Source organism: Mameliella sp. LZ-28 (genome assembly GCF_012274245.1).
GTDB lineage: Bacteria > Pseudomonadota > Alphaproteobacteria > Rhodobacterales > Rhodobacteraceae > Antarctobacter > Antarctobacter albus.
In genome coordinates this window covers 281,550-302,681 of record NZ_JAANYX010000011.1, presented here as the reverse complement: position 1 = coordinate 302,681, position 21,132 = coordinate 281,550, and the positions used below count along the sequence as shown (strand labels likewise).

The window sequence follows — 21,132 nt, the reverse complement described above, 5'->3', positions numbered from 1 at the left end:
GGTGCAGTATAGCTTGCAGCCGTCGCATGGAAAAACGACAATATCGCAGGTATTCATGAGGAATGGGAATGCATCTGCCACCCCTGCCCGCACTGCGTGCGCTCGAGGCGCTGGATCGTCTGGGCAGCGCCACCGCCGTGGCACAGGAACTGAACCTGACGCAAAGCGCCGTCTCGCGCCAGCTCAAGACCCTTGAGGAACAGCTTGGCGTCACGCTTTTCCTGCGTGGAAACAGGGCTTTGCGCCTCACTCCTCAGGCGCGCAGTTTTGCCGGAACGGTGCGCGAGACGCTGGATCGGCTGACAGAAGCGGCAATGGCGCTGCGGCTTGATCCCTCGGGCGGTGCGCTGAACCTGGCGATCCTGCCCAGTTTCGGGATGCGTTGGCTGGTGCCGCGGCTGCCGGATTTCACGCGTCGTCATCCAGAAGTGACGGTGAACCTGACGACCCGGCTGCGTCCGTTCAGCTTTGCCGCGGAACCCCTTGATGCAGCGCTGCATTTCGGCGCACCGGACTGGCCGGACACGCATCACCTGCGGTTGATGACAGAGACCGTGCAGCCGCTCGCCGCGCCCTCGCTCCTGCCTGATGGGCCGTTGCCGCTCGAGGCTCTGCGGCGCCTGCCGCTCTTGCATATCCAGACCCGGCCGGATGCCTGGACGGAGTGGTTCACGACACAGGGCCTGCCGCCGGGACCCTTGCCCGGACCGACCTTCGACCAGTTCACGGCCATCCTGCAGGCGGCGTTGCACGGGCTGGGCGTGGCGCTCTTGCCCGATTATCTCAGCACGCCCGAACGTGCGGCGGGCACGTTGCGACCGGCGCATGAGGCCGCGCCCGTCAGTCTTGGCGCCTACTACCTCGTCTGGCCCGCCGACCGCCCGGCGCCGCCCGCGCTCATTGCCTTTCGCGACTGGCTGGCCCTTTGCGCCGACGAAGAGGACATGCTGCCGCGGTAAGGCACGGATGCGGCTTGCGCCGCCCTGCCCTTCGCGCCACAAACGCGGCAATGACAACACACGCCCCGGATATCCTCTGCATCGGCTCCGTCCTCTGGGACATGATCGGCCGTTGCGATGTGCCCATGCAGGCCGGCAATGACAAGCCGGGCCGCATCCGGCTGATCCCCGGTGGCGTGGCACTGAACATCGCCATGACCTTGGCGGGTTTGGGGATGCGCCCGGCGCTGATTTCGGTCGTCGGACAGGATGCCGAAGGCACGGCACTTGCGGCGGAATGCAGGCGGTTGGGGCTGGATACCACCCACCTGACCCGTGCGCCGGATCTGCCCACGGATCGCTACATGGCGATCGAGACACCGGACGGTCTGCTGGCCGCGATCGCCGATGCGCATTCCCTGGAACAGGCCGGCGCGCGCATCCTGTCGCCGCTGATCGAGGGACCGCTGGGAACGCCGCAGGCCCCCTACGCGGGCCGTATCGCGCTGGACGGCAACCTGACAGAGGCCCTGCTGGCCGAGATCGCGGCGCACCCGGCCTTTGCCCGAGCCGATCTGCGCATCGCCCCCGCCAGCCCGGGCAAGGCCACGCGGCTCTCCGCCTTTCTGCGCGCGGGACGCGGGACTCTTTACGTCAACCTCGAAGAGGCCTGCCTTCTCTGCGAAGCCCCCTTCACCAGCGCCGCCGAGGCCGCGCGCGCCCTGGTCGAGCGTGGCGCCGCGCGGGCGCTGGTCACGCATGGTGGCGCGCCCTGTTGCGATGCGACGGCCGATGCCAGCCATACAGAAACACCGCCGCCTGTCACCGTGACCCGCGTCACCGGCGCGGGCGACACGTTCATGGCGGCCCATATCGCCGCCGAACGCGACGGTTTTGACCGGCCCGAGGCCTTGCGCCGCGCGCTGGCCGCCGCCGCGACCCATGTTTCCGGAGGAACCTGATGATGAGCCCGATCAAATGCTCTCATGCCGTGGCCGAGGCCCTGGCCGAACATCGCCCCGTCGTGGCGCTGGAAAGCACCATCGTCACCCACGGCATGCCCTGGCCCCAGAACCTGGAAGTGGCGCGCCGGGTCGAGGCGACGGTGCGCGACAATGGCGCCGTGCCGGCCACCATCGCGGTGATCGAAGGCACGCTTTACGTTGGGTTGGAAGATGTCCAGCTGGAGGCGCTTGCGCAGTCCAAGAAGGTGGCCAAGCTGTCGCGCGCGGACATGGCCGTGTGCATGGCACGCGGCGGGACAGGGGCGACCACCGTCGCCGCAACCATGATCGCCGCGCAACTGGCCGGGATCGAGGTCTTTGCTACAGGCGGCATCGGCGGCGTGCATCGCGGTGCCGAGACGACCTTTGACATTTCCGCCGACCTTCAGGAACTGGCCGAAACCCGCGTGACGGTGGTGGCCGCTGGCGCCAAGGCCATCCTCGACCTGCCCAAGACGCTGGAACGGCTGGAAACCCTTGGTGTGCCCGTCATGGCCTTTGGCCAGGACCAACTGCCGGCCTTCTGGTCGCGCGAGGCGGGCCTGCGGGCGCCCCTACGCGCCGACAGCCCGGCAGAGATCGCCGCGGCCCACCGGATGCGCGCACGGCTGGGCCTGCCCGGCGGTCAGCTCATCGCCAACCCGATTCCCGCCGAGGCCGAGATCCCGCGCGAGACACTTGCCCCGATCATCGCCGAGGCCACGCGCGATGCGGAAACGCACGGAATCGCGGGCAAGGACCTGACCCCCTACCTGCTGCAACGGATCTACGAACTGTCGGGCGGTCGGTCGTTGGAGGCGAACATCGCGCTGGTCCTCAACAATGCCCGGCTCGCCGCCGGGATTGCGCAGGAATTGAGCGCCCTGCCCGCCTGATCGTCTTTCCGATGCAAAGCCCATTGTAGAGCCCGCGCGATGCACCTACTTTCGTCTTGATCGTCCCGGGACCTGCGATGACCACACCATTCGAGCCTACCACCCGCAAGCGGCCGGGTCTTTTCACGCGGCTGCGCACGTCATTCCTGACCGGCATCGTCGTGATCGCCCCGGTGGGCCTGACCGTCTGGCTGATCTGGACCGTTGTCGGCTGGGTCGACGGGTTCGTCTGGCCCTTCGTGCCCGATGCCTACCAGCCCAACGCGCTGCTCAATCGCTGGATGACCGGGCCGGACGGGCCACGCATTCCCTGGCTGTTCGACCTGCTGGACGCCGATGACGACGGACGGATCGAGGTCAACGTGCGCGGCCTTGGCGTCTTTGTCTTCTTGTTCTTCACCATTGTTGTCGGCTGGATCGCCAAGGGGCTGATCGGCCGCTCGATGATCAATTTCGCCGAAAGCCTGGTGGAACGTACACCCGTCGTGCGCTCGATCTATTCCGGCATCAAGCAGTTGGCGGAAACCATCTTTGCCCAGAGCGAGCGCAGTTTTGAAAAGGCCTGCCTGATCGAATACCCGCGCAAGGGGATCTGGGCCATCGGGTTCATTTCGACCGTGGCCAAGGGCGAGGTGGCCCGCCGTGCCGTCACCGGCGGGGACCTGATGTCGGTCTTTGTGCCGACGACGCCGAACCCGACCTCGGGATTCCTGCTGTTCTTCCCCAAGGAAGACGTGATCGAGCTGGATATGAGCCTTGAGGACGCGGCCAAGCTGGTGATCTCGGCGGGGCTTGTCTATCCCAACGGGCAGGACGCCAAGCAGGCGCTCGAGGCGCAGTTCCGCAAGGCGTCCTGAACCCGCGTCAGCTGAACATCGCTCGCAGGTCCGCCGTCTGCCGGTGGCCCAAGTCATCCTTGTGGCTGTCCAGGAACCGCCCCGCCGCGCGGCGTCCGGCCTCTTTCAACTGGGCGATCACCGTCGGCACCGGGACCATCTTGGTGGCCACCGACAGGGCATTCATCAGCGCATCGTCGGCGATCATGTGAATGCGCAGGTCCTTCATCGTTCCCGGCGTCAGCGCGCCGCTCTGCAGGAGGCGCTGCACGAAATCTATGGCCCTCAGCTCGCGCAGCAGCGAGGCGTTGAAGCTGATCTCGTTGATCCGGTTCTGGATCTCGGGCGGGCTGACCGGGGTCTTGTCGCGCAAGAGCGGGTTGATGTTCACCACCACCACGTCGTCGGGCAGATGTTCCTCGAACAGGGGAAACAGCGCCGGATTGCCGGTATAGCCCCCGTCCCAGAAGGGTTCCATCGTCCCGGTCTGGGGGTCTTCAAGCTCGACGGCCTGGAACAGCGTCGGCAGGCAGGCCGAGGCCATGATGACCTGCGCATTGATCGCATCGCCGGAAAAGACCCGGATCTTGCCGTCACGCACCTGCGTTGCACAGACATAGAATTCTGGCCCGGTCGCGGCGCAGACCCGTCCAAAATCGAAGCGTTCGACAATCTTTTCCAGCGGGTTGCGATAGAGCGGCCCCCAGGCATAGGGCGACACCATGCGCCCCACGGCCTCCCCCCAGCTGTAGGGCAGAGAATATTCCAGGCTCTTGCTGACCACCTCGGGGTGCGGCATCCACCCCTGCAGCCAGTCGGGCAGCGCCTCGTCCCGCAGGGCGCCGATCTGCGACCACAGCCAGTCCAGCGTCTCGCGCGCGCCCTCGTGGCCACCACCTAGCATCCCGGATTTCAACGCGGCCCCGTTCAGCGCCCCGGCGGAGGTGCCGGTGATGGCCGCGATCTCGATCTCGGGTTCTTCCAGCAGCCGATCCAGCACGCCCCAGGTAAAGGCGCCATGTGCGCCGCCGCCCTGCAGGGCCAGATTGATGCGAATGGATTTCGGCATGCGCCGCGCTCCCGTGATTTCTTGGTTCCGACAATACCGCGGAGGTGATTGTGCCGAAGATGCAGGCGGGGCGAGGCCCCGCCTGCCCCGTCACGTCACAGCGCGGTCCAGCCGCCGTCGACGCTGATCGTCGTGCCGGTGATCTGCGCCGCCGCATCCGAACACAGGAAAACCGCCGTGCCGCCCAGCTGTTCGACCGTGGCGAATTCCTTGGAGGGCTGGCGCTTGAGCATGACCTCCTTGATCACCGTTTCCCGGTCCATGTCGTATTCCTTCATGGTGTCGGGAATCTGTGCCTCGACCAGGGGCGTCAGCACGTAGCCCGGGCAGATCGCGTTGGCGGTGATCGGCTCTTGGGCGGTCTCCAGCGCGGCGGTTTTGGTCAGGCCGACGATGCCGTGCTTGGCGGCGATATAGGCGCTTTTGTAGGGCGAGGCGGTCAGACCATGCGCCGAGGCGATGTTGACGATACGTCCCCAGCCGGCGGCGCGCATCTTCGGCAGCGCGGCAGCGGTGGTGTGAAAGGCCGAGGACAGGTTGATCGCGATGATCGCATCCCACTTCTCCGTCGGGAATTGGTCGATCGGGGCAACGTGTTGAATGCCGGCGTTGTTGATCAGGATATCGCAGCGGCCTGCCGTCTCGACCAGGGCGCGGCATTCGTCCGGCTTGGACATGTCGGCCTTGATATAGCGCGCCTCGACGCCGTGTTCCTCGGCGATGGATTTCGCCAGGGCGTGATCCTCGTCGGAATCGGTGAAGGAGTTGATCACCACCGAGGCCCCTGCCCTTGCCATCTCGTGCGCGATGCCAAGGCCGATGCCCGAGTTCGATCCGGTGATGATGGCGGTCTTTCCCTGTAGCGACATGAGGCTCCCCGATGCTGGTTGTGTTTGCAGATGCAGCATAGTCCTGGATGCGGCGGTATGCACCCGCTCAATCGCCGGGCTGAGGGTGAAATCAAGGGACGTTTCGGCGGGAACCCGCACAGGTCGAAATGCCGCGTGCCGATGCTGCTGTCTGGGGCTGGGAAGCGATGTAGGTGGTGCCTGGCGAATGGGCAAAAAAAAACCCCGGCACAAGGCCGGGGTTCAGTCATTGAGGCAGGTTTCATACAGGCAAGAAACCTATCGAGCAGTGCCCCCTTTATAAGCGTTACGGTTTCCGAGTCCAAGCTAAAAGTTTGAAAAGGCGTAAAAGGAGCGATACGCTCGCCTTCAAGAAAACAAGGGCAGACAGGGATCGTTGCAGAAATGTGCGTAAATTTTTTCCGAAATCGGGTCGCAAAAATCGTCGCGGCCGGAGCGATTCTGTCCGCAGGCAGCCTGTGGGCCGATCCCCAGCATGGCATAGCTATGTATGGCGACCCGCAGCTTCCACCCGATTTTGTGTCGCTCCCCTACGCCAACCCGGACGCGCCGACCGGTGGCCGCATCGTCACCGGAGAGCTTGGCAGCTACGACAGTCTCAATCCGCTCATCCTGAAAGGCTCTGCGCCCTGGCAGTTGCGGTTCCTCGTCTACGAAAGCCTGATGGGCCGGAACTATGATGAACCCTTCTCGCTGTACGGGCTGCTGGCCGAATCGATAGAGGTCGGACCGAATCGTGAATGGGTTGAATTCACCCTCCGGCCAGAGGCCGAATTCTCGGATGGCAGCCCGGTGACGGTCGAGGATGTCATGTGGTCCTACGAGACCCTGGGCACCAAGGGGCATCCCCGATACCTGGGTCTCTGGGGCAAGGTTGAGAGCATGGAAAAGACTGGTGACCGGTCGGTGCGCTTCACCTTCAACGAGGAAAACCCTGAACTGGCCCTGATCATCGGCATGCGCCCGATCCTGAAGAAGGCCCAGTGGGAAGGGCTGGATTTCAAGAACTCCAGCCTCGATCTCGTTCCGATCACCTCGGCGCCCTATGTCATCGGCGACTACGAGGCGGGCCGCTATGTCGAGTTGAACCGCAACCCGGACTACTGGGGCAAGGACATCAATTTTCGCCGCGGGACCAACAATCTCGACACCATCCGGCTGGAATTCTTCGCGGACGACACCGCGCTGTTTGAGGCCTTCAAGGCGGGGATCATCAACACGATCCGCGAGACCAACGCCGAGAAGTGGAAGACCCAGTACGATTTCCCCGCAGTTCGCAACGGAGACATCGTCAAATCCGAGATCGCGCACCAGCGCCCTACCGGCATCACCGGATTCGTGATGAACACGCGGCGCGCCAAGTTCGCCGACTGGCATGTGCGGGATGCGCTGATCCATGCCTTCAACTTTGAATACATCAACGACACGCTGACCGGCGGGGCGCAGCCGCGCATCACCTCTTACTACGGCAACTCCTTGTTGGGGATGCGCGAGGGCCCGGCCGAAGGGCGGGTCAGGGAGTTGCTGACCCCCTTTGCCGACGACCTGTTGCCCGGCGCGCTGGAGGGGTACAGCCTGCCCGTCTCTGACGGCAGTCCCCGCAACCGCGAAAACCTGGCCAAGGCCATCGACCTCATGGCCGAGGCCGGCTGGACGGTGCAGGACGGCGTGATGAAGAACGCCACGGGCGTGCCTTTCACCTTCGAGATCCTGTTGCAACAGGGCCAGGGCGAAAACGTCGCGATGGCAGAGATCTTTATCCGCGCGCTGGAACGGATCGGCATCACCGCCGAGGTGACGATGATCGACCCGGCGCAATACAAGGAACGCACCAACCAGTTCGATTTCGACATGACCAGTTTCCGTCGGGGGCTCTCTCTCAGCCCCGGCAATGAGCAGTTCCTTTACTGGGGCGCCGAGGGGGCCGACCAGGAAGGCTCTCGCAACTGGATGGGGATGAAATCGGCTGCGGCGGATGCCATGATCAACGCGCTACTCGGTGCGCAAAGCAGGGACGACTTTCTGGCCGCCGCCCGCGCGCTGGACCGCGTCCTGATCAGCGGGCGCTACGTGATCCCGGTGCAGGACAAATACGCCGTCAGCCGCATCGCCCATGTCAAGGAACTGACCTACCCCAAGGACAACCTGCCGATCTATGGTGATTGGCTGGGCTTTCAGCCTGATGTATGGTGGTGGAAGGGCGAGTGATCTCGTCCCTCACCTAACGGCGACAAGACCGGACAAGAGGCAGATATGAGAGTGGTTTTCGTGATCGCGCTGGCCGTGGGGCTGGCAGGATGTGGCACCGTCGACGGCATCGGACAGGATATTTCCGCCGGCGCGCGGACGGTTCAGGGCTGGTTCTGAACCAGCGACTGTCCTTTGGAATGTAACGGCGCGCCGTAACCATCGGCGCGCCTTTTGCCGTCGGAGCGGGTTACAACATGCCCTTGCACTTGCTGGGGGATCCTCCCTTGCCCAAGTGATGCGGGTTCAGAACGATGATCCAACGCACGGGCTGGCCCGGCGCCTGCGTCCGGCGATAGGTGCATCCGTCGGGTGTTGTCATGTAATCGCCCTGCGGCACCGCGTAACCCTGCGTGGCGACAAAGGGCTGGGCCTGTGCAAAGACCAGGTCCTTGGGCGTTTCGGCGTCGGTGGCGCTGAACGCGGCAAGCCCGATGGTGGCGGCGGTGACAAGCGGCATGATGGCCATCTGGGAACTCCTGTGATTTGTCTGCGTGCAAGCTGACGCAGAGGTCTTTCACCGAGGTGACTGCGAGACGGCAAAACAGTGGCGCATTCTTCGGATTTTCGGAAAATGCCCGCTGGCAGAGGTTCCGCGGAGCCCTGGATTACAGCGCGATGACGATGTCGGCGCGCAGGCCGCCAAGGCTTTCGCTTTCTCCCAGGCGCAACACGCCGCCGTGCGCCCGTGCGATGTCCGCCGCGATCGCCAGGCCCAGCCCGACACCAGAGCCGCGATCCTGGTTGCGCGCCGGGTCCAGCCGAACGAAGGGACGCAAGGCATCTTCGCGCCGGTCGGCCGGGATACCGGGTCCGTCATCCTCGACCCGGATGCGCAGCGACCCGCCGGTCAGCTGCACCGACACGCGACAGTCCGAGGCATAGCGGCGCGCGTTGGCCATCAGGTTCTCGACCGCGCGGCGCAGGGCACGCGGGCGCAGCATCGCCGTCCCCTCGCCCTGCATCGCGCCAAGCTCGACCTTCTGCCCGCCACGCTGCGCGTCCTCGACGACGCGTTTGATCAGCGTAAAGGGATCTGTGCGCTCCGAGGCGGCGGTTTCGGCATCCCCGCGCGCGAAATCCAGAAAGGCGTCGATCAGCTGCTGCATCTCTTCGACATCACGTTCCAGCGGTTCGCGGTCTTCGTCATCCAGCAGCGACAACCCCAGCCGGAGCCGTGTCATGGGCGTGCGCAGGTCGTGACTGACCCCCGACAGCATCATGGTGCGCTGTTCGATATGTCGTTCGATCCGGTCCCGCATTTCAAGAAAGGCATGGCCGGCGGCCCGCACTTCCGTGGCGCCGGCGGGCGAATAGCGCATGTTGCGACCCTTGCCAAAGGCCTCTGCCGCTGCCGCCAGCCGGGTGATCGGCCGCAGCTGGTTGCGCATGTAGAGAAAGGCGATGAGCGTCATCAGCGCGCCGAAGAAGACCATGTTCACGAACAGCTGGTGCGGGTTCGAGGCAGAAACCCGGGACCGCTCGAGACTGGCCCGGTAAAGCTGGTCGTCATGGCGCAGGAACAGAACCACCTCGCGGTCGCTGGGCAGCAATATGCGTTCCAGCGCCGGGATTCGCATGTCCAGTTCGCGTATCACCACAAGGCCGGTGAAATCGTACCAGCGACGCTGGTTGACCGCCGGCAGTGCGTCTTCCGCTACGGCCTTGGGCCGAATGCTCAGCCGCAGTCCATTTGACCGGTCCGGCAGGTCTGCCACCACCAGGTTGACCTCACGCGCCAGTTCCTTGCTCATCTGGACGGTGACGCCCTCGAAGTGACGCTGGATGAAGACGACCGACACGACCAGTTGCAGTGTCACCACCGGCAGCACGAGGATCAGTGCGGCACGGCCATAGAGACTGCGGGGCATATATCGTTTGAGCCAGCGGAAGAACATGCGCTAAGCCTAGCCCGCGCCGCCCCGACCCGCCATCGCCAAAAGGACCCATCCGATGCAGGATCCCCAGCCCGATTTCCAGCCCCGGACGGGCATTGCCGAAACGCTTGCCCCGGGCCTGCGCCGTGTCTTGGCACCGAACCCGTCACCGATGACCTTTCGCGGGACAAATACTTACTTACTGGGCACGGGCGGCGTTGCGGTGATTGACCCGGGACCGGATGACCCGACCCACCTTCAGGCCCTGTTGGATGCACTGACCCCAGGGCAGGAAATCACCCATATCCTGGTGACCCACGCACATCTGGATCATTCCCCCCTCGCCCGCGACCTGTCGTGCCGGACCGGGGCACCGGTTCTGGGATTCGGTCCGGCCCAGGCCGGGCGCAGCGCGATCATGCGGAAACTTGCAGACGAGGGACTGGTCGGTGGCGGTGAGGGCGTCGACTCGGGCTTTGTTCCGGACATTGTGCTCGCCGATGGCGACACGGTCGCCGGGGATGGCTGGACCGTCGAGGCCCTGCACACGCCCGGCCACATGGCCAACCACCTGTCCTTTGCCTGGGGCGATGTCCTGTTCTCCGGGGACCTCGTGATGGGCTGGGCAACTTCGCTGGTGTCGCCGCCCGACGGGGATCTGACCGCCTTCATGTCCTCGCTGGAACGCCTGCAAGAACGCCCGTGGTCCCTGTTCCATGCCGGCCACGGCGCGCCCGTGACCGCACCCGCCGAACGACTGCAGGCACTCCTGACGCATCGCCGTGGCCGCGAGACCGCAATCCTCAAGGCACTGACACAGACCCCTGCCACGGCGCGCGACCTGGCCGAAAGGATCTACACAGACGTTCCGCCTGCCCTTCTGCCGGCGGCCACCCGGAATGTCCTGGCTCACCTCATTGATCTGACGTCGAAATCCCGTGTTGCCCCGGTCGGAGATCTGTCTGCCGAGGCCGTTTTTCGGTCGATCTGATGTGGCGAGCAAAAATCCTCATTTTTGTGACGAAACCCTCTGGACGCCCGGATTCCACGTTGTTATAGACCGCCGCATGTTCCGGCGTAGCTCAGCGGTAGAGCAGTTGACTGTTAATCAATTGGTCGTAGGTTCGATCCCTACCGCCGGAGCCAATCACCTCTAACTGTTTGAGATGGTTGGAAGATCGTGATGAGTGTCGCGATCCAACTATATCCCCTCCGATGCCACCAAGGTCTCGTCAACGCGGTAACCCTGCCCGAACTGGACAGGGTATTCAGTCGGTTACCCGATGCGTGACCGTTAAATCAGCGCGCGCGTGACGTGATCGGGGCCCACGGGGCGAATACCGGTCGGGTTCAGTGCCTTGATCGAGTAGTACCCCCGCGTGATGTGGTCCATGTTAACGGTCTCACGGACGCCGGACAGATCCAGGATGCGCCGCATGTAGGCGGACAGGCGCGGATAGTCGGCGATCTGGCGGAGGTTAGTCTTGAACAGTCCGTGATAGGCCGCGTCGAACCGGATCAAGGTGACGAAAGCGCGGATGTCGGTTTCGGTCAGGCGGTCCCCGAAGAGGTAGTCACCGGTCAGGCGATCCTCGAGCATGTCGAGCGTGTCGAAGACGCCCGTGACGGCCTCGTCATAGGCCTCTTGCGACGAGGCGAAGCCGGCCTTGTAGACGCCGTTGTTGAGCCGGTCGTAGATCACGGGGTTCAGGGCGTCGATCTCGGCCGCCAGATCCTGCGGGTACAGCCTCAGGTCCGAAGGCACCAACCCTTCGAAGGCGGTGTCGAACATCCGCAGGATGTCGGCGCTTTCGTTGTTCACCATGATGCCCTGCTGCATGTCCCAGAGCACCGGAACCGTCGCACGACCGGTAAAGGACTCATCCGCCCGGGTGTAGAGTTCGTGCATGTAGGTCGCATCGAAGAGCGGATCCGCATCCGCGCCGTCATAGCCGCCGAACTGCCAACCCTGGTCTGATAGGACCGGGTTGACCACGGTCACGGGGATCAGATCCTCGAGACCCTTCAGTTTGCGTGCGATCAGCGTGCGCGAGGCCCAGGGGCAGATCAGCGCAACGTAAAGCCGATAGCGCCCCGCTTCGGCCTTGAAGCCGCCCTCGCCGGTCGGTCCGGCACTGCCATCCGGGGTGATCCAGTTGCGAAAACTGGAGACCTGGCGGACGAACCGCCCTTTTTCATCGGCCTTCTGAACCGGTTGCCAGTCCGAGGTCCATTTTCCATCTACGAGCATCAGGCGGCTCCTTGTCTTGCGTGGAACACGAAGGACCGCATCGAGACCGCTGCGAGGTCGATGGCATCCGTCATGAAGGTCAGGTCGTCGCGCGCATCCGAGGCGCCTGCGACTGTGAGCGCGGGCAGGTAGTGATCCACCGACGGGTGGGCCATCTTCAACAGCGTCCCCAGGCCGGCGCGATCTGCCAGTGCGGTGAAGTCGCGGTCGGTCAGCTTGTCGGCAAAGAGCCGGTCGAACTCCAGCGCGAAGTCATGGGGTTTGACGTTCTTGCCCCATTCGACGGCGCGCAGGTTGTGCACCACGTTGCCGGAACCAAGGATCAACACACCTCGGTCGCGCAGGGCCGACAGTGTCCGCCCGATCTCAAGCTGATGGTCAAGGCCGCGGCTCATGTCGATGGAGACCTGGAAAACCGGGACATCGGCCCCGGGATAGAGGAATTTCAGTACCGTCCAGGCGCCGTGATCCAGCCCCCAGGTGTCATCCTCCTCGGCATGGTGGCTGGCCAGCAGGCTGGCCACCTCGCGAGCGAGGTCCGGTGCCCCCTGCGCCGGGTACTGTTGGGCAAAGAGTTCGTCCGGGAAGCCGTAGAAATCGTGGATCGTCTTCGGCATGGCCGAGACATCGACCAGGGTCGTGCCCCGGGTCATCCAGTGGGCGGACACGACGAGGATCGCCTTGGGACGGGGCAGCGATTTGCCCAGCTCTGTCCAGGCGCGGCTGTAGGCACTGTCCTCGATGGCGTTCATCGGGCTGCCGTGGCCGAGAAAGACCAGCGGCATCCGGTCGGAGGGCAACAAACTGTTCTTCAGGTCGTCAAGCGTGCGTGTTGCGGGCATCTCGTGGCCTTTCATCGGCAGAAGGAAGTGTGGACGCGCCGGGTATTGTCTCGCGGCGCGTCCATGTGGTCAGCGGTAGGAATAGAAGTACATTCCCACCAGCTCGGCATTCTTGGGCGTTGCGTGGTCAAAGCCGGAGTAGTCACCGTAGACCGGACGCAGTTTTTCTGTTGCGTATTTCCCGACTTCCGCGATCCAGTTGGACAGGTAGGCGGTATGCGCGTTCAGCTGCGCCGGGTCGGTGGTTCCGGCTCCCCAGGGCACATTGGCGAGGGCTTCGCCGACCGCCGCCTCGAGGTCGTCGAGGAACTGCCGGTAGAAATCCACATCCGCCCGAGAGCCGACGTTGCCGTGACCGCCCGACAGGAAGTCCCAGTCCAGGGCGTCGAACATCAACACGCCCTCGTCACCTACGCAGAAGATGGTCCCGTTGAACTGGCTCTGGAACAAATACACCCGGTCGGTCAGCTTCTGAGGGATGAACTCCTGCGTCACGTTCCGGGTGTAGAGGTGCGAGATCTTCTTCCCGGGCGCCAACGCCCGGGAAGCGGATTCATCGACATGGACGGCGTCGACAGTCGACGGACTTTCACGGATGTCCTGCGCCGAAACCGGTGCGGCCAGCGCCAGTCCAAGCGCGAGGGCCAAAGTCAGCGTGACGGTGCGGTACATCTGTCCGTGCCTTGATATGCGGGTACCGTGATCAGGCGAATTGCCCGAGGGTCCGTTGCAGTGCCGGGATGCGCAGGGCGAAGGCACCAGCGCCAAGAAGGGCCACGGCCAGTTGTGCAACGGTCCAGAACAGCGGGAATTCCCAGCCGCCGCCTTCACCCGAGAACAGCCAGCCATTGCCGATGTGCACCCAGGTCGCGCCCAGCAGGACGGGGATCAGGGCCAGCGACACCAGCCGCACGGCAACGCCAAGGATCAGCGCCAGGCCGCCACCCAGTTCGGCGGCGATGGTCAGGTAGGCCAGGAAACCCGGCAGGCCGAGGCTTTCGAAGTAGCCGACGGTGCCCGCGATGGTGAAGACGTTTACCTTGAGCAGCCCGTGGGCCAGAAAAAGAACACCGCTTGAAACGCGCAGCAGCGTGGCGGCATAGTCGGTCGAAGTGGTCATGTCATCTCTCCATTCAGGTGCCCTGCCCCGGGTCAGGCTGTCGGGTCGGGCTGTTGCTCTGACCGCTACCTAGACCTTGCGGCTTTCCCACAAAATGGCGACATTATGGAAAGACTATCCTCGAAATGTTCCGAATGGGTGGCGCATGGACGTTGTTGACGAAATCAGGGCTTTCGTGGCCACGGCCAAGACCGGCTCGTTCACGGCCGCTGCCGATCAACTCGGGGTGTCGAACCGGCTGACCTCCAAATACGTCGCCGAACTGGAAAGCCGATTGGGTGTCCGGCTGCTTCAGCGGACCACCCGCAAAGTCGGGCTGACGCCAGCGGGCGAAGACCTGTTGGCGCGCGCGCCTGCTCTGCTGGATGATCTGGACGACCTGCTGGCCGAAGTCTCCGAAGGGTCGCGCGGGTTTACCGGTTTGATCCGGATTTCGGCCCCCGTGACATTTGGTGAGATTTACGTTGCCGGCCTGCTGTCGCGCTTTGCAGAGGGCAACCCGGGGCTGAGTTTCGACCTGCGCCTGCGCGACGACTACGTCGACCTTGCCAGCGAGGGGATCGACCTGGCCTTTCGGATCGGGCGGTCGGACATGCTGTCGCTCAAGTCCCGCAAGTTGGGCGAGATACGATCGGTGGCCGCCGCCAGCCCGGACTACCTGACCCGGCATGGCAGGCCCGAGACGCTGGAAGATCTCAGGCAACACCCTTGCATCCTTGACACCAATCGGCGCGCGCCGCGCCGCTGGGTGTTCCGCCCCGATGGGGTCGAGGAAGTGGTCGAGGTGCAGGGGCGGTTCCAGGTGAATTCCGCCAGCGCGGCGATGCAACTGGCCGCCGAGGGGCTGGGCGTCTGCTATGGCCCGCGATTTGCGCTGGAAGATGCGTTGGAGGCAGGCCGCCTCGTGCCGATCCTGCAGGACGTGCCGAGCGAATCCGTCCCCGTCAGCGCCATCTACCTCGAAGGCCGGGCCTTGCCGCGCAAGATCCGGGCATTGATCGAATTTGCCGCCGAGGACATCCGCCGCAACGGCAATCTGTGAGGCCCGGGATGGCTGCGCACCGCTGCCATCCCGGTGCAAGCGGACGTCAGCCCAGCATGGCCTTCAGAGTCTCGCGCATCGGTGTCGTCGGACGCCCGATCAGGCGGGACAGGTCGCGGCTCTGCGTGGTCAGCGCCCCGGACGCGGCGCGCGCATCGCTGTCGGCCAGGATCGCGGCAAATCCCTCGGGCAGACCCGCGCCGACAAGCGCGCCGGTATAGCTGGCCTCGTCGAGGTTCACATAGGTCACCGGTTTGCCGGACATATCGCTCAACAGCGCGGCATAGTCGGACAGGCTGAAATCCGTGTCGCCCGCCAGTTCATAGGTCTTGCCCTCATGGCCCTCACCGGCCAGTACAACCGCCGCGGCCTCTGCGAAGTCCTGCCGCGACGCGGTTGCAAAGCGCCCGTCACCCGCCGCCCCGAAATGCTGTCCCATCTCCAATGCCTGCGGCGCGGTCCCGGCGAGGTTCTCGGAGTACCAGCCGTTGCGCAGGATCGCATGCGGCAGACCGCTCTCGCGCAGCGCGGCCTCAGTGGCGTTGTGTTCCTGCGCCAGCGCCATGCCGCCGCTATCCGCGTTCAGGATAGAGGTATAGGCCACGAACCCCACGCCTGCATCCCTTGCCGCCTCCAGCACGTTGCGGTGCTGATCCGCGCGCTTGCCGACCTCCGACGAGGAAATCAGCAACAGTCGGTCCACCCCGTCGAAGGCCTGGCGCAGGCTTTCCAGGTCCTCGTAATCGCCCGTGCGGGTGGCGATCCCCTTGGCCCCGAACGCCTCTTGGGCCGAGTTGGAGCGCACCAGCGCGATGATGTCTTCGGCAGGGACAAGGCTGCGCAGGTGATCTACCACGCGTTGCCCAAGCTGCCCCGATGCGCCGGTAACCAGGTAAGTCGTCATTGTCGTTCCTTTCAGGTCTCGAATCGAATATAGGTCTCATTTAGAGACTTATATGCCGCCGCGTAAGGAGGCAGGTTTTCGGAACAAGGTCACAAAAAGGGAACCTAGAGATGGCCCAGGTGAGCGCGCGAAAATTGCAGGACTGGAAGGACCAGGGGTTTGAACCGGGCAATTGCCCCGTGCGCCAGGTGCTGGACCATGTCTCGGCCAAGTGGCCCGTCCTGATCCTTTTGGAGGTTGGTCGAAAACCGATGCGGTTCAACGAGTTACTGCGCGCCCTGCCCGATATATCCAAGCGGATGCTGACCCAGTCCCTACGCAATCTCGAACGTGACGGTATCCTGCGCCGCGAGGTCTTCGACACAAAGCCGCCCAGCGTGACCTACAGTCTCTCTGCGCTTGGCGAGGGGTTCCTGCCGCACCTGCTTGCGCTGGTGGACTGGGCCGAAACCGGCATGCCCGAAATCGTCGCCGCGCGACAACGGTTCGACACGGTGTGACAGGTTTCTGACCGCTTGGGCGGTCCCCGGCACAATGCCACCCAGGCCAAGAAATGTCCGGCTTCATGAATTCGAAAGACCTTTCGCCTTAGCCTCCGGCACAATCGACCAAGGGTTTTGGCCCGTCTCGCGGGTATCGAAGGAATTCGAAGCATGACCAATTTTACGGACGGACTATCCCTTTCAGACCTGTGCCAGGACATCGTGACATCCGGCTGCGCGCTGAGCCTGAGAGTTGCAGACGGTCGCATCAGTGCGGTCTCGCCCCGGATGCGTGAGTTGCTGCCGCGCCGCACACGCCTGCCCTGCCCCCCGATACGCTTTTTGCCGAGACCGGGCCGCTGATCGCGGCGCTCGGCGCCAAATCGGACGTGCGGGAGATCACGCTGGCCCTGCCGGGCGGACAGTCCCTGTCAGGTCGGCTTGTGCCGCTGCCGGACACCGTCCCGGCAGAGGTTCTGCTGATCGGCGAAACCGCGCCGCGCCCGGCCACCGACAGCAGTGACACCCTGCGGGCCAGGGCATCGCGGAGGCGGCGGAACACGGTCTGAGACTGGTGGAATTCGACGCCGATGGCACCGTCCTATATGCAAACGCCACCTACCTGGAGTTGACGGGCAATTCCGAGAAGGAGGTGACCGGCAAGCATCACAGGATCTTCTGCGAACCGGCCTACGCCAAGTCCAACCATTACCACGAAATCTGGAGCGCGTTCAGCGCGGGCGATTATCACCAGTGCGAATACAAACGCATCACCAAGGAGGGAAAGGAGGTCTGGATTCAGGCCACCTACAACCCGATCCTCGATATCGCCGGCCATCCGGTCAAGGTGGTGAAATTCGCTATGGACGTGACCGAACGCAAGCTCAACGAGCTGGACACCGGGAACCTTCTGCGTGCCATCGACCGCAGCCAGTCGATCATCCCGTTCGACCTCGACGGGCATGCCATGACCGCGAACGAGGTGGTCACGGAACTCTCGGGGACGATCCACCGGATAGCGGATTCCTCCCGCGACTCGCGCGAATCCCGGAATGCCACCTCGCTGAACGCCAACAAAAGCCTCGAATGCCTTGGCGCCGCGATCGAGGCCATCGAACTGATCGAGGAATCCTCTTCCGAAATCACCGAGATCACGCGCGTCATCGGCGAAATCGCCAACCAAACCAATCTTCTGGCCTTCAATGCCGCGATCGAGGCCGCGCGGGCCGGCAAACTCGGCGTGGGATTTTCCCTGGTGGCCGACGAGGTGCGCAAGCTGGCCGAGCGCAGCTCGAAGTCGGCGCGGGAGATTGGCTAGTTGATCGTCATGTCCAGCGAGCGGGTGAACCAGGGCACCGAACGCACGCGCAGCGCCCTGCAAAGTTTCGAGGAAATCGTATCCTCTTTGGATCGGACGTCCAGCTCGATCGAGGCGATCTCGGAATGTGCCGTCTCGCAGGAGAATGTGTCCTGCATCGTCTCGGAGATGATCCAGGACCTGAACCGCGCGGTCAGCCGCCACTGGGCGTGCCATTGCGGAACCGGATCCCGGAGCAGACAAAAAAGTGCCGCGCAAACGCGCGGCACTTTGCTTTTCCAGTGTCATGCGAGTCAGACCAGGATCATGTCCTCGGTGATCTCGCCCAGGGCGGTGTTCAGGTAGACGATGGTTTCACCCTGGTCGGTGAACACGACGTCATTGCCCACCTGGCTCATGTTGGCGCGGGCTTCTGCAGCGGTGCCGTAACCGAAGCCGACGAACTCGATCATGTCCCAGGCCTCGACACCGACCACCTGATCATTGCCCGGCTCGGAGGCGTCGAACTGGAAGGTGTCGGAGAGAACACCGCCGAACAGCAGGTCGTCGTCCGCACCGCCGACCAGCAGGTCGTCCTGGCCAAGCGCGCGCATGTGGTCCAGGAGGTCGTCCGCCTGTGCGTTGACCGCGCCCGCGCCCTTGGCAAGGATCGAGATCACCTGCGGACGAGTCATGGTGCCCGCGTCCAGCTGCGCCGGCCAGAGGCTGAGTGCCACCGGATCGGCACCCCGCTCCAGCAGGGTCTGGTAGACCAGCTCGACGAACTCGACGTTCGTGGTGCCGCCGTAAAGCGCCGTCGCCGCGTCCGATGCAAAGAGCTCGGTCGCCACGTCCAGCATTGTGGCGCCTTCGGCCAGGTCCATCGTCAGAGATTCGATGACCGAAACAGAGGGTTCCTCGCCGGTGACCCCGACATAGAGGCGATAGGCCTCGTCGGTGTAGTCCTGCTGATAACCCGCCTGCGAATATTCCAGCGCCACGGGGCTGGTCTTGGCAATCGCCTCGGGGCTGTCGGCGAAGAAGGCCATGACATCCGCGCGGGTCCAGGTGCCGCCATCCAGCAGCGCGACCCAGCCCGCCAGCCCGCCATCGGGTGTACGATCCAGCGCGTTTTCGTACATGGCGGTCACGAACTCAGTGTTGGTCAGCGCACCGTAAGTCGACACGCCCTCTGCCGAGTTGAGGAAAGCCTGCGCCATGTCCGTGAGGTCAAGCGTTCCCGCGACCATGGCAGAGGTCCAGCCAAAGTGGCCCGGACGATCCGGCAGGCGGTCGAAGGCGGTCTGGTACATGCGGAACACCTGGTTGGCCGCGGCGTCAAAGACGGGATCGACCGGCTCTGCCAGCAGTTCGTCATCACCAGCCCCGCCCAGCAGGACATCCTCTCCGCCCTGGCCCAGGATGGTGTCGTTGCCTTCCATGCCGTCGATGACATTGTCACCCGGCGTTCCGACCAGAAGGTCGTCGCCGCTGGTGCCGTCCACCGGCACGTCCGGCGCGCGGTTGATCAGCAGGAAGTCCTCGATCGTCAGTTCCTCGGTGACGCCCGCCAGCACGGCGATGCGGTTGCCGTCGATCGAGATCTCGAGGTTTCCGCCCACGACCGTCTGGGTGATCTTGGAGTCGAAGTTGACGTCGTTCACACCCAGGTCGATCAGGCCGATCACGTCCTCGCCGTCGATGAAGTCGTTGATTGTGCTGGTGGCGAAGACGGTGTCGCCGTCCTTGCCATAGGACAGGACAAAGAGGTCTTCGCCGTCGCCGCCGGTGAAGGTGTTGCCCCCCTGCCCCACGAGGTGATCCGCCTCGGCGGTGCCGTTGATTGCGACGGCCTCGTCGTGGATCGGGATTTCCTCGTATTCCATCAGCAGCGTGGTGTCATAGAGGGTGGCCGGCTTGATGTCGCCCTTGACGTAGAAAGCCACGTCGAACCCGTCGGTCATGTTCAGACCGTTCGCGGTGGCCAGGCCAGAGTTGTTCTGCCAGCCAGCGCTGATCGACAGCGGCGAAACGGGCAGGCCCCAATCGAGCAGGTTGATGACGGTCGTGTCATCGGCGCCAACCTCGTATTTCACCTCATCGCTGGTGATGGGCAGCGGGTCGCTGGGGTCGATCGGGATCACGACGCCGGGCAGGTCCTGGCCGTACTTGTCGGTCTGCAGGCGCCAGCGCGGGCCAGAGATGTAGTCGCCGTTCGCGTCGAAGTCCGCCTCGAAGGGTTCGCGGTCCATCGTCGTGTACCAGGCGTTGGTATAGCCTTCCAACAGGTCCTCGGAGGCCAGACCGCCCGCCGCAAGCGAAGAAACCGCAGCCTGCTGGGCCAGCCATTCGTCCTTGAGGATGGTTCCTGCCGGGTACAGCGTGCCGTCGCCGGAATAATAGTCGTCGGTCGTCACCCAGACCTCGCGCGGACCGTTGCCGTCAAGGTTGTAGTCCGTGATGATGGTATAGGTCGGCAGCTTACCGATCGCCGCCTCGTTCTCGAAGTCCTCGGGCCGGATCTGGTCGTTGGGGTTGTTGGTGATCGTGTGGTTGGTCACCAGTTCCGCGGCCGTCACCTTGTAGAGCGGAATGAGGCCGTTGTCCGGATCGGTGTCGCTCCACTCGTCCGGCAGGTCCATCGTTGCCTCAAGGCGGATGTCGTTCGGGCGCTTGACCGTGTTCCCCCAGCGATACAGCAGCTTGCCGTCGTCCTTGAGCGTCACCGAGTAGTCGCTGCTATAGGCAATGTCGTATTCGATGGTGGATTCATTGGGGTTGAGCAGGTCGCGGATGTCCAGCACGCCGTCATCATTGCGGTCGGTCACACCGTAGGTCACCGGATCCGCCAGAAGGTCGGACACGTACTGCCCGTCCCAGTCGGGATTCTGGCTGAGCAGGATCAGATTGTCGTCCAGTTGATAGACCGCGTCCGGATCGTCCGGGTATTTCTGATCGGACAGGATGTTCTGCATGACCGAGTAGTGCTCGGTCGAGGCTTTTACGGTGTTGAAACCAAGGCCGGACAGCCAGGTGCCCAGTACGGCGGGTGTGCGGAAACTGTCGGTCGGAGCATCCGAGACGACGATGCCCAGCTGTTCACCCGCCGGGCCGGTCAGGTCGCCGACCCAGCCTTCGGCATAATCGTAGTCACGGATCTTTTCCTCGGCACCGACGAAATCGGTTACGTAGAAGCCGAATTCGCTGTCCACGGGATACAGCATGACCCCTTCCTTGGTCACCATCGGCGTGGCGGTGAAATCAACGACCGGCGCTTCGCCGGGCAGGACATCACCCTGCGTCAGACCGTCGAACGTGCCGGTGACGTCATCGGTGCTGAAGACGTGCGTGGTGGTGTAGGTCGGGTTCGTGATGGTCGGGGTATCGGCCATGATCATTATCTCTTGATACGGTTTCGGGGCGGGAACTACCGGAACATATGCCACGGGTTACATATAATAGTTTCGGGATATTTTCGG

The 21,132-nt window shown here is 63.8% G+C and carries 22 protein-coding genes and 1 tRNA gene; 12 read left to right on the top strand and 11 right to left on the bottom strand.

Going from position 1 to position 21,132, the window contains the following annotated elements:
- Nucleotides 1-68: 68 nt before the first annotated feature.
- The 4 genes from G9Q80_RS08060 (at nt 69) to G9Q80_RS08045 (ending at nt 3,674) form a co-directional block, all read left to right on the top strand.
- Entirely contained in the window at nt 69-959 is an 891-nt protein-coding gene (locus G9Q80_RS08060) for a LysR substrate-binding domain-containing protein (protein ID WP_416045611.1), read from the top strand.
- Nucleotides 960-1,009: 50 nt separating this feature from the next.
- The gene (locus G9Q80_RS08055; RefSeq protein ID WP_088713797.1) at nt 1,010-1,900 is read left to right on the top strand and encodes a PfkB family carbohydrate kinase; all 891 of its coding nucleotides are present in this window, start codon (nt 1,010-1,012) and stop codon (nt 1,898-1,900) included.
- Between the two features lie 2 nt (nt 1,901-1,902).
- The gene (locus G9Q80_RS08050) at nt 1,903-2,817 is read left to right on the top strand and encodes a pseudouridine-5'-phosphate glycosidase (protein WP_088713798.1); all 915 of its coding nucleotides are present in this window, start codon (nt 1,903-1,905) and stop codon (nt 2,815-2,817) included.
- A gap of 77 nt (nt 2,818-2,894) precedes the next feature.
- Nucleotides 2,895-3,674 carry a DUF502 domain-containing protein gene (locus tag G9Q80_RS08045; RefSeq protein ID WP_043138886.1) on the top strand — a complete coding sequence of 260 codons (780 nt, stop codon included), beginning with the start codon at nt 2,895-2,897 and terminating at the stop codon, nt 3,672-3,674.
- Between the two features lie 7 nt (nt 3,675-3,681).
- Here the strand turns inward: G9Q80_RS08045 and G9Q80_RS08040 are convergent, their stop codons facing one another.
- Together G9Q80_RS08040 and G9Q80_RS08035 are read right to left on the bottom strand one after the other, a co-directional pair.
- Nucleotides 3,682-4,722, bottom strand: a complete 1,041-nt coding sequence (locus G9Q80_RS08040; RefSeq protein WP_088713799.1) for a patatin-like phospholipase family protein — start codon at nt 4,720-4,722, stop codon at nt 3,682-3,684.
- Between the two features lie 95 nt (nt 4,723-4,817).
- Nucleotides 4,818-5,591 carry a 3-hydroxybutyrate dehydrogenase gene (locus G9Q80_RS08035; RefSeq protein ID WP_043138881.1) on the bottom strand — a complete coding sequence of 258 codons (774 nt, stop codon included), beginning with the start codon at nt 5,589-5,591 and terminating at the stop codon, nt 4,818-4,820.
- Nucleotides 5,592-5,975: 384 nt separating this feature from the next.
- Here G9Q80_RS08035 and G9Q80_RS08030 point away from each other — a divergent pair, with 384 nt between their 5' ends.
- Entirely contained in the window at nt 5,976-7,799 is a 1,824-nt protein-coding gene (locus G9Q80_RS08030) for an extracellular solute-binding protein (RefSeq protein ID WP_088713800.1), read from the top strand.
- 45 nt (nt 7,800-7,844) lie between these two features.
- Nucleotides 7,845-7,958, top strand: coding sequence for an entericidin EcnA/B family protein (locus G9Q80_RS08025; protein WP_069208312.1), 114 nt, complete (start codon nt 7,845-7,847; stop codon nt 7,956-7,958).
- A gap of 70 nt (nt 7,959-8,028) precedes the next feature.
- Here G9Q80_RS08025 and G9Q80_RS08020 read toward each other — a convergent pair whose 3' ends face one another.
- Together G9Q80_RS08020 and G9Q80_RS08015 are read right to left on the bottom strand one after the other, a co-directional pair.
- The gene (locus G9Q80_RS08020; protein ID WP_088668498.1) at nt 8,029-8,307 is read right to left on the bottom strand and encodes a hypothetical protein; all 279 of its coding nucleotides are present in this window, start codon (nt 8,305-8,307) and stop codon (nt 8,029-8,031) included.
- 139 nt (nt 8,308-8,446) lie between these two features.
- Nucleotides 8,447-9,736 carry an ATP-binding protein gene (locus tag G9Q80_RS08015; protein WP_088713801.1) on the bottom strand — a complete coding sequence of 430 codons (1,290 nt, stop codon included), beginning with the start codon at nt 9,734-9,736 and terminating at the stop codon, nt 8,447-8,449.
- 55 nt (nt 9,737-9,791) lie between these two features.
- Here G9Q80_RS08015 and G9Q80_RS08010 point away from each other — a divergent pair, with 55 nt between their 5' ends.
- Nucleotides 9,792-10,706, top strand: coding sequence for an MBL fold metallo-hydrolase (locus G9Q80_RS08010; RefSeq protein WP_088713802.1), 915 nt, complete (start codon nt 9,792-9,794; stop codon nt 10,704-10,706).
- An 80-nt stretch (nt 10,707-10,786) separates the two neighbouring features.
- Nucleotides 10,787-10,861: transfer RNA gene (locus G9Q80_RS08005), tRNA-Asn, on the top strand.
- A gap of 148 nt (nt 10,862-11,009) precedes the next feature.
- Here the strand turns inward: G9Q80_RS08005 and G9Q80_RS08000 are convergent.
- From G9Q80_RS08000 to G9Q80_RS07985, 4 genes are all read right to left on the bottom strand, one after another.
- On the bottom strand, nt 11,010-11,966 hold the full coding sequence (locus G9Q80_RS08000) for a glutathione S-transferase family protein (RefSeq protein WP_088713803.1): 957 nt from the start codon (nt 11,964-11,966) through the stop codon (nt 11,010-11,012).
- Nucleotides 11,966-12,808: a 4,5-DOPA-extradiol-dioxygenase gene (gene ygiD / locus G9Q80_RS07995; protein WP_088713804.1), complete on the bottom strand. Its 843-nt coding sequence runs from the start codon at nt 12,806-12,808 to the stop codon at nt 11,966-11,968. Before ygiD ends, G9Q80_RS08000 begins: the two co-directional genes overlap by 1 nt.
- A 69-nt stretch (nt 12,809-12,877) precedes the next feature.
- Complete coding sequence (locus G9Q80_RS07990) at nt 12,878-13,480, bottom strand: hypothetical protein (RefSeq protein WP_088713805.1); 603 nt, start codon at nt 13,478-13,480, stop codon at nt 12,878-12,880.
- 31 nt (nt 13,481-13,511) lie between these two features.
- Nucleotides 13,512-13,928, bottom strand: coding sequence for a DoxX family protein (locus G9Q80_RS07985; RefSeq protein ID WP_069208294.1), 417 nt, complete (start codon nt 13,926-13,928; stop codon nt 13,512-13,514).
- Nucleotides 13,929-14,073: 145 nt separating this feature from the next.
- Between G9Q80_RS07985 and G9Q80_RS07980 the strand changes: the two genes are divergently transcribed.
- Nucleotides 14,074-14,970, top strand: a complete 897-nt coding sequence (locus G9Q80_RS07980; RefSeq protein WP_088668505.1) for a LysR family transcriptional regulator — start codon at nt 14,074-14,076, stop codon at nt 14,968-14,970.
- A 46-nt stretch (nt 14,971-15,016) separates the two neighbouring features.
- Here the strand turns inward: G9Q80_RS07980 and G9Q80_RS07975 are convergent, their stop codons facing one another.
- Entirely contained in the window at nt 15,017-15,874 is an 858-nt protein-coding gene (locus tag G9Q80_RS07975) for an SDR family oxidoreductase (RefSeq protein WP_088713806.1), read from the bottom strand.
- Between the two features lie 110 nt (nt 15,875-15,984).
- Here G9Q80_RS07975 and G9Q80_RS07970 point away from each other — a divergent pair, with 110 nt between their 5' ends.
- The 3 genes from G9Q80_RS07970 (at nt 15,985) to G9Q80_RS28405 (ending at nt 17,674) form a co-directional block, all read left to right on the top strand.
- The gene (locus G9Q80_RS07970; protein WP_088713807.1) at nt 15,985-16,374 is read left to right on the top strand and encodes a winged helix-turn-helix transcriptional regulator; all 390 of its coding nucleotides are present in this window, start codon (nt 15,985-15,987) and stop codon (nt 16,372-16,374) included.
- A gap of 371 nt (nt 16,375-16,745) precedes the next feature.
- Nucleotides 16,746-16,925 carry a hypothetical protein gene (locus G9Q80_RS07965; RefSeq protein WP_088713808.1) on the top strand — a complete coding sequence of 60 codons (180 nt, stop codon included), beginning with the start codon at nt 16,746-16,748 and terminating at the stop codon, nt 16,923-16,925.
- Between the two features lie 5 nt (nt 16,926-16,930).
- Nucleotides 16,931-17,674, top strand: coding sequence for a methyl-accepting chemotaxis protein (locus G9Q80_RS28405; RefSeq protein ID WP_088713809.1), 744 nt, complete (start codon nt 16,931-16,933; stop codon nt 17,672-17,674).
- Here the strand turns inward: G9Q80_RS28405 and G9Q80_RS07955 are convergent.
- Together G9Q80_RS07955 and G9Q80_RS07950 are read right to left on the bottom strand one after the other, a co-directional pair.
- Complete coding sequence (locus G9Q80_RS07955) at nt 17,671-17,832, bottom strand: hypothetical protein (protein ID WP_157903759.1); 162 nt, start codon at nt 17,830-17,832, stop codon at nt 17,671-17,673. The genes G9Q80_RS28405 and G9Q80_RS07955 overlap by 4 nt on opposite strands.
- A gap of 135 nt (nt 17,833-17,967) precedes the next feature.
- Complete coding sequence (locus G9Q80_RS07950) at nt 17,968-21,045, bottom strand: DUF4214 domain-containing protein (RefSeq protein WP_168246440.1); 3,078 nt, start codon at nt 21,043-21,045, stop codon at nt 17,968-17,970.
- Between the last annotated feature and the right edge of the window lie 87 nt (nt 21,046-21,132).

What these genes read in the sequence shown, in the direction of transcription:
- G9Q80_RS08060 (WP_416045611.1), top strand. Translation starts at nt 69, where the DNA reads ATGCATCTGCCACCCCTGCCCGCACTGCGTGCGCTCGAGGCGCTGGAT.
- G9Q80_RS08055 (WP_088713797.1), top strand. Translation starts at nt 1,010, where the DNA reads ATGACAACACACGCCCCGGATATCCTCTGCATCGGCTCCGTCCTCTGG.
- G9Q80_RS08050 (WP_088713798.1), top strand. Translation starts at nt 1,903, where the DNA reads ATGAGCCCGATCAAATGCTCTCATGCCGTGGCCGAGGCCCTGGCCGAA.
- G9Q80_RS08045 (WP_043138886.1), top strand. Translation starts at nt 2,895, where the DNA reads ATGACCACACCATTCGAGCCTACCACCCGCAAGCGGCCGGGTCTTTTC.
- G9Q80_RS08040 (WP_088713799.1), bottom strand. Translation starts at nt 4,722, where the DNA reads ATGCCGAAATCCATTCGCATCAATCTGGCCCTGCAGGGCGGCGGCGCA.
- G9Q80_RS08035 (WP_043138881.1), bottom strand. Translation starts at nt 5,591, where the DNA reads ATGTCGCTACAGGGAAAGACCGCCATCATCACCGGATCGAACTCGGGC.
- G9Q80_RS08030 (WP_088713800.1), top strand. Translation starts at nt 5,976, where the DNA reads ATGTGCGTAAATTTTTTCCGAAATCGGGTCGCAAAAATCGTCGCGGCC.
- G9Q80_RS08025 (WP_069208312.1), top strand. Translation starts at nt 7,845, where the DNA reads ATGAGAGTGGTTTTCGTGATCGCGCTGGCCGTGGGGCTGGCAGGATGT.
- G9Q80_RS08020 (WP_088668498.1), bottom strand. Translation starts at nt 8,307, where the DNA reads ATGGCCATCATGCCGCTTGTCACCGCCGCCACCATCGGGCTTGCCGCG.
- G9Q80_RS08015 (WP_088713801.1), bottom strand. Translation starts at nt 9,736, where the DNA reads ATGTTCTTCCGCTGGCTCAAACGATATATGCCCCGCAGTCTCTATGGC.
- G9Q80_RS08010 (WP_088713802.1), top strand. Translation starts at nt 9,792, where the DNA reads ATGCAGGATCCCCAGCCCGATTTCCAGCCCCGGACGGGCATTGCCGAA.
- G9Q80_RS08000 (WP_088713803.1), bottom strand. Translation starts at nt 11,966, where the DNA reads ATGCTCGTAGATGGAAAATGGACCTCGGACTGGCAACCGGTTCAGAAG.
- ygiD (WP_088713804.1), bottom strand. Translation starts at nt 12,808, where the DNA reads ATGCCCGCAACACGCACGCTTGACGACCTGAAGAACAGTTTGTTGCCC.
- G9Q80_RS07990 (WP_088713805.1), bottom strand. Translation starts at nt 13,480, where the DNA reads ATGTACCGCACCGTCACGCTGACTTTGGCCCTCGCGCTTGGACTGGCG.
- G9Q80_RS07985 (WP_069208294.1), bottom strand. Translation starts at nt 13,928, where the DNA reads ATGACCACTTCGACCGACTATGCCGCCACGCTGCTGCGCGTTTCAAGC.
- G9Q80_RS07980 (WP_088668505.1), top strand. Translation starts at nt 14,074, where the DNA reads ATGGACGTTGTTGACGAAATCAGGGCTTTCGTGGCCACGGCCAAGACC.
- G9Q80_RS07975 (WP_088713806.1), bottom strand. Translation starts at nt 15,874, where the DNA reads ATGACGACTTACCTGGTTACCGGCGCATCGGGGCAGCTTGGGCAACGC.
- G9Q80_RS07970 (WP_088713807.1), top strand. Translation starts at nt 15,985, where the DNA reads ATGGCCCAGGTGAGCGCGCGAAAATTGCAGGACTGGAAGGACCAGGGG.
- G9Q80_RS07955 (WP_157903759.1), bottom strand. Translation starts at nt 17,832, where the DNA reads ATGCAGGACACATTCTCCTGCGAGACGGCACATTCCGAGATCGCCTCG.
- G9Q80_RS07950 (WP_168246440.1), bottom strand. Translation starts at nt 21,045, where the DNA reads ATGGCCGATACCCCGACCATCACGAACCCGACCTACACCACCACGCAC.